Source organism: Luteococcus peritonei (genome assembly GCF_039526385.1).
Lineage (GTDB): Bacteria > Actinomycetota > Actinomycetes > Propionibacteriales > Propionibacteriaceae > Luteococcus > Luteococcus peritonei.
Window position 1 is genome coordinate 97,439 of the sequence record NZ_BAAAIX010000009.1, and the last position, 13,377, is coordinate 110,815.

The window sequence follows — 13,377 nt, forward strand, 5'->3', positions numbered from 1 at the left end:
TCAGACTCCCATCACTCGAGCGGCGCCCCACAGGGCGATCGTGCACAGCACCAGGCTGGCGGGCACGGTGGCCACGCCCAGCTTCGTGAACTCGGCCACCTCGGTGTCGTGGTCGTGGTCGGCGACGATGCGTCGCCACAGCAGCGTGGCCAGTGAGCCCACATAGGTCAGGTTGGGGCCGATGTTGACCCCGATCAGCACCGCCAGCACGGCCACCGGGCCGGCGGGCGCCACCAGCGGCAGCAGCACCAGGACGGCGGGCAGGTTGTTGACCAGGTTGGCCAGCAGGGCCGCGGTCAGCGCCAGCGCCAGAAGGCTGCCCAGCCCGGCACCGTGCGGCACCAGGTGGCCCATCGCCTCGGACAGGCCGTTGTCCACCACGGCGCGCACCACCATGCCCAGGGCCAGCACGAAGGCCACGAACCACAGGTTCACCGAACGGGCCAGCGCGACGGCCTCCTCGCCTCGCTGCGCCCCCGAGGCCTCCACCAGTCGCTTGCCGCCCAGCAGCACGACGCCCGCCAGCGCGGCCCAGAAGGTCTCCACGCCCAGCGCCGAGCAGGCCACGAAACCCACCAGCACCAGGACCAGGACCGCCACGGCGAAGCGCGGGACGGCCACCTCCTCCTCGTCGCCGCGGCCTCCCTGCTCGTGCACCGACAGGTCGCTGGCGAAGTGGCGCCGGAAGACCAGGTACTCGATGGCCAGGCTCACCGCCCAGGGCAGGAACATCACGGCCGCGAACATCCCGAAGCCCAGTCCGGAGGCCTGCAGGGCCAGCAGGTTGGTGAGGTTGGAGACCGGCAGCAGCAGCGAGGCCGAGTTGGCCAGGTGGGCCGTCGCATAGACGTGCGGACGGGGCCGCACGCCCACCCGCGAGGCGGTCGCGAAGACCACCGGGGTGAGCAGCACCACGGTCGCGTCCAGGCTGAGCACGGCCGTGGTGACGGCGGCGGCCACGAAGACCAGCCGCAGCAGCCGTACCGGCTCACCACGCGCACCACGGGCCATCAGCTGGCCGGCGGCGTGGAAGAGGCCTTCGCGCTCGCACAGGTCGGAGAGCACCAGCACCGCGGCCAGGAAGGCGACGGTGGGGCCCAGCGAGGCGGCCTCCTCGCCGGCGGTGTGCAGGCTGATCGCGCCTGCTGCCAGCAGCAGCAGGGCGCCGGGCACCGCGGCCACGGCCTCCGGCAGCCCGCGTGGCCGGATCACGGCGAAGCCCAGCACCAGCACCATGACGGCCAGGCAGAGCGCCTCCGTCGGGTTGGCCATGGCTCCCATGGGCCCTCCTCCCGCCGGTCGAGGCGGGCCGCGGTGGCGTCGCCGGAGGGCAGGCTATGCCCGCAGTGGTCCAGCGCGGAAGGGCTTGGTCCGCCGGTGGTCGATTCAGCCCGCGGCGAGGCCGAAGCCGACGGCGATCGGCTCGGTCTGCCCGCCGACGTGCTGCAGGGTCGCGCCGTCGTCCAGCACGGTGAGCTGCGAGGCGTGGTGGCGCAGGGCGGTGGCGACGCGGTCCAGCAGCTCGGGGTACTCGAACCACTCGACGCCGGGGCCGCGATGGTGACGCACCTCGACGAAGGGCAGGCCTCGTGCCTGCGCGGCGGCCCGGGCCACCTGGTGCATCCGCACGTGGTCGGGATGGCCGTAGCCGCCCTCGGCGTCGTAGCTGACCAGCACCTCGGGCTGCCAGGTGTCGAGCAGTGCCAACAGGTCTGCCACCTCCTGCTCCAGCGGTGCGACGCTGAAGGCGCGTGCGTCGGTGGTGTCGGCGGGCCCGGCCAGGCCGGGGCGGATCCACTCCATGCCGGAGTCGCGGTAGCGGCGTTCCGGCAGACCGGCCGCGCGGGCCGGTGCCGTGCCCAGGAAGGCGTGGCGCTCCACCCCGAGCACGGCCAGGGCGCCGGCCAGCTCACCCATCCGGTGCTCCTCCAGGTCCTTGCCGGCGACCCGGTCCGCGACGGCGGGCACCACCTCGCCCATCTCGCCGCGGGTGGCGGTGACCAGCTGCACCTGCTTGCCGGCGTCGGCCAGGTGGGCGATCAGGGCGCCGGTGGCGATGGTCTCGTCGTCGGGGTGGGCGTGGCAGAAGAGCACGCGCCGCATCTCGTGGGTGATGGTGGTCATCGCTTCTCCAGCAGGGTGCGGTAGTGCTCTTCCAGGCGCTCGGCGACGCTGTCCCAGCCGAAGCGCAGGGCGCGCTCCCGACCGGCCTCGCCCATGGCGTCGGCGCGTCGGGGATCGGAGAGCAGTTCGTCCAGCGCGCGGCTCCAGTCGTCGGCCTGCCGGGAGGCCATCACGATGCCGGTGACGCCGTCCTCGACCGCCTCGCGCAGACCGCCCGAGTCCGCGGCGAGCACGGGCACGCCGCTGGCCTGGGCCTCCAGCGCCACCAGCCCGAAGGTCTCGCTGAAGGAGGGCACCAGCACCGCGCGGGCACCGCGCAGCAGCCGGGCCAGGTCCTCGCGGGTCTGGCTGCCCAGCCAGCAGGTGCGGTCCACGATGCCCAGGCTCTGCGCCAGGTCCACCAGCTCGTCGCGGTAGCCGGCGAAGTCCTGGCTGGCCTCCCCGGCCACCGCCAGGGTGGGACGTCGATGCTCGGGGATCCCGGCCAGCGCCACCAGCGCCAGGTCGGGGGCCTTGAGCGGCTGCAGGCGGGCGGCGAAGAGCACATAGCCGTTGGGATTGGGGGCGACGCAGACCGGGCCGAACTGGGGCGGCTCGTCGTCGCCGTCGAGCTCGGGGGCCCAGCGGCGGTCTGCCTCGCAGAGCGGGTGGAAGAGTTCGGTGTCCACGCCGGGGTGCACCACGACCACCCGCTCGGCGGGGGCGCCGCAGCGCTCGATGATGGTGCGCGCCTCGTACTCGCTGACCGCCACCACCAGGTCGGAGCCCTGCGCGATCAGCCGCTCACCGGCATTGCGACCGGGCGACTCCGGCGGCTCTCCCTCGCTGAGCGGGGAGTCCGGCGGGGCCGCGACGGAGTGGAAGGACTGCACGTGCGGCACGCCCCAGGCCCGGGCCACCGGCAACGCTGCCACGCCGCTCATCCAGTGCTGCGAGTGCAGCAGGTCATGGGGCGGCAGGTCGGCCAGGGCGCGGGAGAAGTCCTCGATCCACTCCTCCTGCGCACTCTTGGCGAGCGGCTCTGCCGGGCCGGCGTCGAGCTGGCGCACCACGACGCCGGGATGGATCTCGGTCAGCTCGGGCAGCTCGGGGTTGTCACGACGGGTGATCAGCTCCACCTGGTGGCCGCGGTCGGCGAGCGCGCGGGCCTGGTGCACCTCCACCACGTTCATGCCGCCGGCGTCCTTGGAGCCGGGGGAGTCCAGCGGTGAGGTGTGGAGCGAGACCAGTCCGAGACGCATGTTGGGATGCTACTTGGCCTCAGGAAGGGCTGATGCGGTGGAGCGTGATCTGGGACTGCACACCCAGCCTCATCGGGGTGGACTGGCCCACCCCGGAGTCGATGTAGAGGGTCGCGGCGCCGTTGCGGAACAGGCCCTTGTCCAGCCGCGGCAGGAAGCCGCCGCCTGGCGTGTAGAGGGCGCCCAGCCAAGGCAGCCGCACCTGGCCGCCGTGGGTGTGACCGCAGACGGCCAGGTCGGCGTCGAGGCGGCCCAGGTCGTCGAAGAGCTTCTCGGGGGAGTGGGTGAGCACCAGGTGGTAGGCCTTGGGCCGTGCGCCCACCAGCGCCTGCTCCAGGTTGCCGACGCCGGTGTGGTAGTCGTCGGTACCCACCACGTCGAGGCTGCCCCAGGGTCCGTCGAAGCGCTGGTTGGCATTGCGCAGCACGACGACGCCGTGCCGCTCGAGCATCTCGACCACCTGCGGCAGCAGGCCCGAGGCCCACTCGTGGTTGCCGGGCACGTAGAAGAGCGGGATGTCGAGGGCAGCCAGCTCGGCGACGAAGGGCTCGATCCGGGATAGGTCCTTGGTGTAGCTGTTGATCAGGTCGCCGGTGAGCGCCACCAGGTCGGGGCGCAGCTCACGGGCCTGGGCCACGATGCCGTCGCGCTGCGGGCCGGGGCGCATGTCGTGCACGTCGGTGATCTGCAGCATCCGCAGCTCCTGGCTGAGCTGGTCGGTGCGGTGCTCGACGGTCTCCAGCCGGGTGTGACCGGTCTCCCATCGGCTGCGCAGCACCACCGCCGCGAGCAGCACCGCGCCCACCAGGGTGAGCACGAGCAGGGTTCGCAGGAGTCGGCGCAGCATGCCCGCCAATCTATGACAGGGCCACGAATGGGCGCCTCCCACCAGGGTCTGGTGGGAGGCCCGGCGTCGGCCCGTGGTCCTGCCACAGTGTCACGGTTTGGTGGGCGTACACCCCCACCAGACTGTGACATTGTCCGCGGCGACGAGACCTCCGGCTCCGCGCCCGAGGCATGGCGCCGGAGGTGCACGAAGGGCCCCGTCATGTGACGAGGCCCTCCGGATCTGGAGCGGGCGCCGGGAATTGCACCAGGCTCTCCCACCAGGAAGGTGGGTGTTCTGCTACTGAACTACACCCGCGGGGTGCGTCTCACCACTCTACCGGGTGCCCGTGCTCGACGACGAATCGAGCGCCTCGGCGTGCTCCGTCTCCGGCAACAGCGGCCCCGATCAGCGGACGCCGGGACGCGACGAGGGGCCGGACGCTCATCGCGTCCGGCCCCTCGGGTGTCTCAGCAGGGAGTCACTCCCCGCGTCAGGATCACTCGGCGTCGAGGTCCTTCTCCACCAGGGCGGCGATGGCCTCGACGGCCTCGGCGTTCTCGCTCTCGATGGTGACCTGGGCGCCCTTCTCGGCACCGAGGGTCATGATGAGCAGCGGGGAGGAGGCGTCGACGCCCTCCTCGCCATCCACCGACAGGGTGATGTCCTCGTCGTACTCGCCGGCAGCCTCGGCGATCAGGGCGGCGGGACGCGCGTGCAGGCCGACGCTCGAACCGACGGAAACGGTCTTGCTTGCCATGGTGGTTCCTTTCAGCAGTGAATTGCTCAATTGTGACTGATCTCAGGCCGCAGCAACAGCCGGGGCGGCGTCTGCGGGCTTGCGGGTGGACTTCAGCACGATCACCAGGATCGCGGAGATCACCGTGCCGACGGCGATCGACAGCAGGAACTTCCACCAGGTTCCGTCCATCGCGAACAGGACGAAGGCGCCACCGTGCGGGGCACGCGACATGGCGCCCAGGGCCATGCTCAGCGCGCCGGTGACGGCGCCGCCCACCATGGTGGCGGGGATGATGCGCAGCGGGTCGGCGGCGGCGAAGGGGATCGCGCCCTCGCTGATGAAGGAGGCGCCCAGCAGCCACGAGGCGCGCCCGTTCTCCTGCTCCACCTTGGTGAACAGCTTGGGACGCAGCGCGGTGGCCAGGGCCAGCGCCAGCGGGGGCACCATGCCGGCGGCCATCACGGCGGCCATGACCTTGAAGGAGCTGGTGCTGCCCGCGCTCAGGCCGGCGGTGGCGAACAGGTAGGCCGCCTTGTTGACCGGGCCGCCCAGGTCGAAGCACATCATGAGGCCGAGCACGACGCCCAGCAGGACGATCGAGGCGCCGGTCATGCCGTTCAGGCCGTTGGTCATCATGCGCATCAGCACGGCGATCGGACGGGCCAGCACCAGGTACATCAGGCCGCCCGAGACCAGGGTGGCCAGCAGCGGGATCACCACGACGGGCATCAGGCCGCGCATCCAGGCGGGCACCCGCCAGGAGGCGATCCACTGCGCCACCAGACCGGCGATCAGGCCGCCCACCAGGGCGCCCAGGAAGCCGGCGCCGGTGGCACCGGCCACCGCACCTGCGACGAAGCCCGGCACGATGCCGGGACGGTCGGCCAGCGCGAAGCCGATGTAGCCGGCCAGCGCGGGCAGCAGGAAGCCCATCGCGGTGCCGCCCAGGGTGAACAGCAGCGCACCCAGGTACGCCATCAGGCTGCTGTGGCCCAAGGCGTGCGGGGCCAGCTCCGCCGCATTCGGCAGGTTGGTGATCGAGTTGTTCTTCATGATGTCCGCGGCCGTGGCGGTGATGTCGTAGCCGCCGAACAGGAAGCCGAGCGCGATCAGCAGACCGCCCGCGGCGACGAAGGGCACCATGTAGGAGACGCCGGTCATCAGCGCCTGCTGGATCCGCTTGCCCCAGCTGAGCTGGCTCCTGGAGGCACCGGAGCCGGCGGCGGCCGCGGCGGCGGCATCGCCCTTGACCCGCGGCCCGTTGGGATCGTCGGCGGCGGCCAGCGCCTCGGTGATCATCACCTTCGGCTCGTTGATGGCCCGCTTCACGCCGGACTCGATCACCGGCTTGCCGGCGAAGCGCTCCCGGCCCTTGACGCCCACGTCGGTGGCGAAGATGACCGCATCGGCGCGGGCGATCTGCTCGGCGGTGACCGGGTCGGTGGCCGAGGAGCCCTGCGGCTCGGTGATGACCTCGACGCCCATCTCCTCGCCGGCGCCGGTGAGGTAGTCGGCGGCCATGTAGGTGTGTGCGATGCCGGTGGGGCAGGCGGTGATGGCGATCACGGAGCGCTGGCCGGAGCCGGCGCTCTGGGCGGAGGCCGCCGGGGCGGGCTCGCCGTTGATCGGCACCACGTTGCCGACGGCCGCGGCGGCACCGGTGGCGGCGTCGCCCGTCGCCACCTGGGCGGTGGCCGGGGCCACGCCGTCGGGCTCGACGACGTCGCGCACCAGGCTGACCACCTCGTCGGCGGTGCGAGCCTCGCGCAGGGCGATCAGGAAGTCCTTCTTCACCAGGGCGCGGGCCAGCTTGGTCAGCAGCTTCATGTGGTCGGCGCCGCCGGACTCGGCCGCGGCGATCAGGAAGACCAGGTCGGCCCGGCCGTCCTTGGCCCCGAAGTCCACCGGGGTGGTGAGGCGGGCGAAGCCCAGCGATGGCGTGTTCACGGCGGCGGAGCGGCAGTGCGGGATGGCGAAGCCGCCGGGCATGCCGGTGGGCGACTTGCCCTCGCGGACCAGGGCGTCGGCGGCCAGGCCCTCGGCCTCGGCGCGTCCGGTGGAGGCGACGATCCCGGCCAGGCCGCGGATCACCTCCTCCTTGGTCTGGCCCAGGTCGACGTCCAGGGCCACCAGGCCCGGTTCGATCAGTGATGGTGTGCTCATGACTTCCTACTTTCCGGTGGACGGGGTGGTCGGCTGCACCGCCCCGGGTACTGCACTGTTCAGCTGACGGGGGTGACGACGACGGCGTCGGGAGTGGTCTGCTCGGGGCTCGGGAGGGAGGATCCGGGAAGGGCTGCTGCCCCGGAACCATAGGCGACCGCGCGCCGCAGCCGCTCCGGCGCGTCCAGCCCTTCTCGCTCGGCGAGCAGGTAGCCGGTCAGGGAGGAGTCGCCGGCGCCCACGGTGGAGGCCACCTCGATGGGCGGCGGGGTGGCGTGCCAGGCGCCGTCGGCGGTGACCAGCAGCGCGCCGGAGCCACCCAGGGTGACCAGCACCGCGCCGACGCCCTGCTGCACCAGACCGCGGGCGGCCTCCAGCACGGGCGCCCAGTTGCTGGCGGCGGCCTGCGCCTCCAGCGCCAGCCCGTCGGCGCCGACGATCTGTCCCAGCTCCTCCGAATTGGGCTTGATCAGGTCGGGCGCGGCCTCGGGTAGCGCGGCGGCCAGGGCCTGCAGCGGGGCGTCGGAGGTGTCGACGGCGATCCGCACGCCCAGCGGGCGCAGCGCAGCCACCAGCTGCGGGTACCAGTCGGCGGGGGCGCCGGGCGGCAGCGAGCCGCACAGCGCCACCCAGTCGGCCTCGCGGGCCGCCTCGGTGAGCTGCTCGACGCAGGCGGTCACCTGCTCGGCGTCCAGGGCGGCGCCGGGCTCGTTGAACTTGCTGGTGGTGCCGTCGGCCTCGGTGAGGGTCAGGTTGGCACGCACCGGGTTGCCGGTGGGCACGTTGCGGTAGGGTAGGCCGAGGGCGTCCAGCCCGGCCAGCACCGGGTCGCCGGCGTCGGCGGGCAGCACGGCCAGGGTGGGGGCGCCGGCCAGGTGGGCCGCGCGGGCGACGTTGACGCCCTTGCCGCCGGGCTGGCCGGTGGCCTGCCCCAGCCGGTTGACGCCACCGCGGACCAGCCGGCCCTCCAGCCGGGCCGTGCGGTCCAGGCTGGGATTGGGGGTGAACGTGACGATCATGCGACGACGACCTCGATTCCTCGGTTGGAGCAGTACTCGTGCTGGTCAGGGGTGAGTGCGTCGGTGATGATCACGTCGACGTCCTCGAGCCTGGCGAAGGAGTGGGTGGCCTCGACGTCGAACTTGCGCGAGTCGGCCAGCACGATGACGCGGCGCGCATTGCGCACCATCCGGGCCTTGACCGCGCCCTCCTCTCCGTCGGGGGTGGAGAAGCCGTGGCCAGGCGTGATGCCGTTGGTGCCGACGAAGGCCACGTCGACGCGCAGCTCCTCGAGCCGGGCGACGGTGCCGGCGCCGACGCAGGCCTGGGTGATGCCCTTCACCCGGCCGCCCAGCAGCTCCACCTCGCCGGCATAGCGCACCGAGAGGTTGGCCGCGATCGGCACGGAGTGGGTGAAGACGGCCAGGTGGGAGTCGGCCGGCAGCAGCTGGGCCAGCCGGCTGGTGGTGGTGCCGGCGTCCAGCAGGATCGAGGCATAGGGCTGCTCGGGCAGGTGGGCCACGGCGGCCTGGGCGATGCGCTCCTTCTGCTCCGCCGCGCTGTTCTCCCGGTCCACCAGCGCCAGATCGCCCAGCGGCAGGAAGTCGGCGGGCATGGCGCCGCCGTGCACACGACGCAGCAGGCCCTGGCGGTCCAGCACCTCCAGGTCGCGACGGATGGTCTCGGGCGTCACGCCGAAGTGGGCGGAGGCGCCGCTGACCGACAGCCGGCCCTCGCTGCGCGCCAGCTGCACCAGCAGCTTGCGTCGTTCCTCCGCGTACATAGGCTTCGTCGCCCTCCTGACTACGGCCGATGGTCTCGTCCATCGATCAGATCAAACACAACTCAACAATGAAAAGTGTCTGTTTGTGTTTGAACCATACCTCCTTGTGTGGGGTCTCGCAAGAGGGTTGTCCGTCCGTGGGATGGGCCCGTGTTCTACAGTGGTCCCCAAGATCGCCGACGCGCAGGTGTCGGCCTGGGGGGTCCGCCCGGCGGACGCACGACGAAGGGTTCACAGATGAGCACCACCACCGAACTGCGCGGCACCGGGGTCGTCCCGGGCGTCGCCCACGCTCCCGCGATCTGGACGGCTCCCCGCCCCCAGCTGCCCGAGCACAGCCCGAACATCGCCGAGGAGGGCCGCGAGGCCGAGGCCGGCCGCTTCCAGGCCGCCGCGGCGGCCGTCAGCAGCCGCCTGTCCCAGCGCGCCTCGCACGCCACCGGTGTCGCCGCCAACGTGCTCGAGGCCAATGCCTCCATGGCCAGCGACAAGGGCTGGCACAAGGCGATCATCAAGAAGATCAAGACCGGCATGCCCAGCCACCTGGCCGTGGCCCGCGCCACCGACGAGTTCGTGGTGATGTTCGAGAAGATCGGCGGCCTGATGGCCGAGCGCACCACCGACCTCAAGGACATCCGTGACCGCGTGATCGCCGAGCTGCTTGGCAAGCCCGAGCCCGGCGTGCCCACCCCCGAGCGCCCCTCCATCCTGCTGGCCGACGACCTCGCCCCCGCCGACACCGCCGGTCTGGACCCCACCCTGGTCATCGGTCTGGTGACCGAGCTCGGCGGCCCCACGAGCCACACCGCCATCATCAGCCGCCAGCTGGGCATCCCCTGCATCGTGGCGGTCAGCGGTCTGCAGCACATCGCGGCCGGCACCGAGCTGCTGATCGACGGTGCCGCCGGCACCCTGACCACCGGCATGGACGCGGTGGACGCGGAGGCCCTGGTCAAGGCGGACTTCGAGCGTCGTGAGGCGATCCGCAGCTGGCGCGGCCCGGCCCAGCTGGCCGACGGCACCCCGGTGGACGTGCTGGCCAACGTGCAGGACGGGGCCGGCGCCGGACGCGCCGCCGCCAGCCAGGCCCAGGGCATCGGCCTGTTCCGCACCGAGCTGTGCTTCCTGAGCGCGGAGACCGAGCCCAGCATCAAGGAGCAGGCCCGCATCTACCGCGAGGTGATCGGCGCCTTCCCGGGCAAGAAGGTCGTGGTGCGCACCCTGGACGCCGGCAGCGACAAGCCGCTGAAGTTCGCCAACTTCGACGAGGAGGAGAACCCCGCCCTCGGCGTGCGCGGCCTGCGCCTGGCCACCGGCCAGCCCAGCCTGCTCACCAACCAGCTCGACGCCATCAAGGCGGCCAGCGACGGCAAGGCCACCTGGGTGATGGCGCCGATGGTGGCCACCATCGACGAGGCCAAGGACTTCGCCGAGCAGTGCCGCACCCGCGGCCTGAAGCCCGGCATCATGGTGGAGATCCCCGCCGTCGCCGTGCAGGCCGACAAGTTCCTGGAGCACGTCGAGTTCCTGAGCATCGGCACCAACGACCTGACCCAGTACACGATGGCCGCCGACCGGATGAGCCCTCAGCTCGCCTCGCTGACCGACCCGTGGCAGCCGGCCGTGCTCTCGCTGATCGGCATGACCGCCGCCGCCGGCCAGCGCGCCGGAAAGCCGGTGGGCGTCTGCGGCGAGGCCGCCGCCGATCCCCACCTGGCCTGCGTGCTGGTGGGCCTGGGCGTCACCTCGCTGTCCATGGCCGTCGCCGCCATCCCGGCCGTGGGTGCCCAGCTGGCCCGTGTCACCACCGAGCAGTGCAAGGCCGCTGCCGAGGCCGTCCTGGCCGCGCGCAGCACCCAGGAGGCGCGTGACATCGCCCGCGCCCAGCTCGGCTGACCTGACGCATCGACGACGGCGCCCCGGGGATTCCCGGGGCGCCGTCGTCATGTCCGGGTCTGGAGGCCCAACCCGGAGGTGGCCCAGCCCCAACCCTGAAAGTCGCGCCGTCGATCGGCTGGAGCGGCGATCTCGGGCGAATTCCGGGATCGAGGGGGCGGATTTCAGGGTTGGACGATCGCCACACTCCTGCAGGCGGCCGGTCTCGAGGCGGCGAGCCCGGCGGGCCGCGCGTCTCGTCGGCTGCGGGGCTCAGAGTGCGCGGCGGAAGACCTGCAGCGCGATGTCCTCGCGCGGGCGCCAGTCACGCTCGGGCAGGCGCTGGAAACCCAGCGATCGGTAGAGGTGGTGGGCCGAGGTCATCCAGTCGGCGCTGGAGAGCACGACGGCGCCCAACCCGGCCTGGCGGGCCAGCTCCAGCACGGCCTCCACGAGCAGCCGGCCCACGCCACGTCCTTGGGCGCGGGGATCGACCGCGAGCATCCGGAACTCCCCCTCGTCGTCGGTGGCCACCTCGTGCAGCGGCGAACCGGGCGGGCACCAGGTCACGGTGCCGAGCACCTGCTCGCGCCCCTTCGCATCCGGCTCCACGGCCACCAGCACCACGGCCTGCTCGGCGCGGCCGGCGGCATCGCGCAGCACGTCGAGGTAGGGGTCGGTGTGCGAGAGCTCAGAGGCATCGAGGTAGGAGCGCACCGCCACCGACCCGGCCCGGGGCAGATCAGCCGGACGGGCCAGGCGCACCACCGGCCCGGCCTCGGCCACCGCCTCGCCCGGCCTCACCAGCACGATCCGCCCGGAGTCCAGGTCCAGCGGGCGCGGTCCGGTGCCGCCGCGCTTCATCTGCACCACCAGCACCTTGTCCAGGTCCTTCTGCTCGCGGGCATGGCGGCCTGCCGGGTTGAAGGCCTCGAAGAATTCGCTCATGGCTGCTCCTTGCTGCGTCGCCCCACCCTACGGCGAGCCCGTCCGGGGCGCAGTAGGGTCGCAGCACAGGCCCTGACCAGCAGCGCGAGGAGTGCCCCATGCAGTTCACCACCCCGCCCGGCGGCGTGCTGACCAACCAGGTCGGCGCCATCACCGGCGATGTCGACGCCCGGATCGCCGAGGACGGCACCGTGCGGATCCGCTACCTGGGTGCCGAGGAGGAGTACACCGTGGCCGGGGGGCGTGCCGACACCACCCTGGACGTGGTGGTGGCCCGGCTGGCGAATGATCCCGGCCCGGACGCCGACGGCAACCCGCTGGCCACCTCGCTGGCAACCCAGCCGGTGCCCGACGACGGCTTCATCGACGACGAGCCCGAGCGGCTGGGCGACCAGCTGCTCTGAGCTCGCCGTCGTGGGCGGGATTTGCCGTCGCCCCGCCCGACCCCGCCGTCTCCCGCCCGACCCCGCCGTCGCCCGCCTCGACCCCTCTTCACGACGCCCCGATCCCCTTCACGACGCCCCGACCCCTCAACAACCGGGTCAGAGCGCAGAGAGCGGGGTCGGAGCGCAGAGAGCGGGGTCGGAGCGCAGAGAGCGGGGTCGGAGCGCCGGGAGCGGGGTCGGAGCGCCGGGAGCGGGGTCGGAGTACAAGGAAGCGGTCGCCAGCACGAATTGGTCACCGCTGATCCGCACCGACTCGCCCTCGCCCTTCTCCACACGAGCCGACGTCCGCCCAGGGCAGTACCCGCCCCGACCCCGTTGCCGCCGCCTCGACCCCTCAACAACCGGGTCGGAGCGAAGGGAACGGGGTCGGAGCGCACCCAGCGGGGTCGCGACGCGCCGCGGACGGGTTCGGCGTGGTGACGTAGGACGGGTAGAAGCGTCGGCCCCACTTCTCACGCCCGACCGCCTTCACGACGCCCCGACCCCCTTCACGATGCCCCGACCCCGTTCCCGCTGCTCCGACCCCCTTCACGGCGCCTGGACCCCCTTCACGACGCCTCGACCCCTCAACTACCGGATCGGAGCGCACAGAGCGGGGTCGGAGTGCACGGAGATGTGCAGAACAGGGGCCGGACCCGACGGTCCGACCCCTGCTCCTGTACTGCACCCGGCGCAGTCCTGCACCGGCTGCGCGTGCTCAGTCGAGCGGCACCTGCTCGGGCGGCAGCGGCGTCTCCACCACGTCCTCCGGTACCTCCAGCTCGGTGACCGGCATCTGCGGGCGCACGATCAGCACCTCGCAGGTGGCGCGCTTGACCACGTCGGTGGCCACCGTGCCCAGCAGCCGGTCGGCGATCGAGACATCCTGGATGGCGCCCACCACGATCAGGTCGGCCTGGTGCTGCCCGGCCACCTGCAGCAGGGCCGCTGCCGGCTCACCGTCCACCAGCAGGGCGGCCTTCACGCGCGCACCCACCTGACGGGCCACCTCGACGCCCTGCCGGACCGCCTCGGTGGCGGCCACGTGACCCTTGACCTGCCCGAAGGAGGTGTCGCCACCCAGAGTGTTGGTGTTGCGGGCCTCCTGGCGCCGCGACAGGCTCGACCAGGCGCAGACCACCACCAGGTCGGCATCCTCCTCGGCCGCGAGCCAGGCGGCGCGGGCCACCGTCGGCTCGGCCAGGGCCGACCCGTCGGTGCCCACCACGATCGTGCGGTATCCGTTCATC

Annotated in this window: 12 protein-coding genes and 1 tRNA gene; 2 read left to right on the forward strand and 11 right to left on the reverse strand. The window is 72.5% G+C overall.

The features are described 5' to 3' along the window. The 9 genes from ABD073_RS04290 to ABD073_RS04330 all read right to left on the reverse strand — a co-directional run bounded on the left by ABD073_RS04290 (position 1) and on the right by ABD073_RS04330 (position 8,879). Positions 1-1,281: an SLC13 family permease gene (locus tag ABD073_RS04290; protein ID WP_343872600.1), complete on the reverse strand. Its 1,281-nt coding sequence runs from the start codon at positions 1,279-1,281 to the stop codon at positions 1-3. A 105-nt stretch (positions 1,282-1,386) separates the two neighbouring features. Continuing rightward, the gene (locus ABD073_RS04295) at positions 1,387-2,124 is read right to left on the reverse strand and encodes a PIG-L family deacetylase (RefSeq protein ID WP_343872601.1); all 738 of its coding nucleotides are present in this window, start codon (positions 2,122-2,124) and stop codon (positions 1,387-1,389) included. Beyond that, complete coding sequence (locus ABD073_RS04300) at positions 2,121-3,365, reverse strand: glycosyltransferase (RefSeq protein ID WP_343872602.1); 1,245 nt, start codon at positions 3,363-3,365, stop codon at positions 2,121-2,123. Before ABD073_RS04300 ends, ABD073_RS04295 begins: the two co-directional genes overlap by 4 nt. A gap of 19 nt (positions 3,366-3,384) precedes the next feature. After that, positions 3,385-4,212, reverse strand: coding sequence for a metallophosphoesterase (locus ABD073_RS04305; protein ID WP_343872603.1), 828 nt, complete (start codon positions 4,210-4,212; stop codon positions 3,385-3,387). A gap of 223 nt (positions 4,213-4,435) precedes the next feature. Beyond that, positions 4,436-4,509: transfer RNA gene (locus ABD073_RS04310), tRNA-Gly, on the reverse strand. Positions 4,510-4,690: 181 nt separating this feature from the next. Then, entirely contained in the window at positions 4,691-4,951 is a 261-nt protein-coding gene (locus ABD073_RS04315) for an HPr family phosphocarrier protein (RefSeq protein ID WP_343872604.1), read from the reverse strand. Positions 4,952-4,993: 42 nt separating this feature from the next. Next, the gene (locus ABD073_RS04320) at positions 4,994-7,096 is read right to left on the reverse strand and encodes a PTS fructose transporter subunit IIABC (protein WP_343872605.1); all 2,103 of its coding nucleotides are present in this window, start codon (positions 7,094-7,096) and stop codon (positions 4,994-4,996) included. A gap of 59 nt (positions 7,097-7,155) precedes the next feature. Continuing rightward, positions 7,156-8,115 (reverse strand): 1-phosphofructokinase family hexose kinase, encoded by a 960-nt coding sequence (locus tag ABD073_RS04325; RefSeq protein WP_343872606.1) that lies wholly within the window; start codon positions 8,113-8,115, stop codon positions 7,156-7,158. Next, the gene (locus ABD073_RS04330; protein WP_343872607.1) at positions 8,112-8,879 is read right to left on the reverse strand and encodes a DeoR/GlpR family DNA-binding transcription regulator; all 768 of its coding nucleotides are present in this window, start codon (positions 8,877-8,879) and stop codon (positions 8,112-8,114) included. The genes ABD073_RS04325 and ABD073_RS04330 overlap by 4 nt, the downstream gene beginning before the upstream one ends. A gap of 237 nt (positions 8,880-9,116) precedes the next feature. Here ABD073_RS04330 and ptsP point away from each other — a divergent pair, with 237 nt between their 5' ends. Continuing rightward, a complete protein-coding gene (ptsP, locus tag ABD073_RS04335) occupies positions 9,117-10,775 on the forward strand; it encodes a phosphoenolpyruvate--protein phosphotransferase (RefSeq protein WP_343872608.1) in 1,659 nt (552 codons plus the stop codon). Between the two features lie 252 nt (positions 10,776-11,027). Here the strand turns inward: ptsP and ABD073_RS04340 are convergent, their stop codons facing one another. After that, positions 11,028-11,702 carry a GNAT family N-acetyltransferase gene (locus tag ABD073_RS04340; RefSeq protein ID WP_343872609.1) on the reverse strand — a complete coding sequence of 225 codons (675 nt, stop codon included), beginning with the start codon at positions 11,700-11,702 and terminating at the stop codon, positions 11,028-11,030. 98 nt (positions 11,703-11,800) lie between these two features. Here ABD073_RS04340 and ABD073_RS04345 point away from each other — a divergent pair, with 98 nt between their 5' ends. Further along, entirely contained in the window at positions 11,801-12,106 is a 306-nt protein-coding gene (locus ABD073_RS04345) for a hypothetical protein (RefSeq protein ID WP_343872610.1), read from the forward strand. Positions 12,107-12,845: 739 nt separating this feature from the next. Here ABD073_RS04345 and ABD073_RS04350 read toward each other — a convergent pair. Next, positions 12,846-13,376: a universal stress protein gene (locus tag ABD073_RS04350; RefSeq protein WP_343872611.1), complete on the reverse strand. Its 531-nt coding sequence runs from the start codon at positions 13,374-13,376 to the stop codon at positions 12,846-12,848. Position 13,377 lies beyond the last annotated feature (1 nt).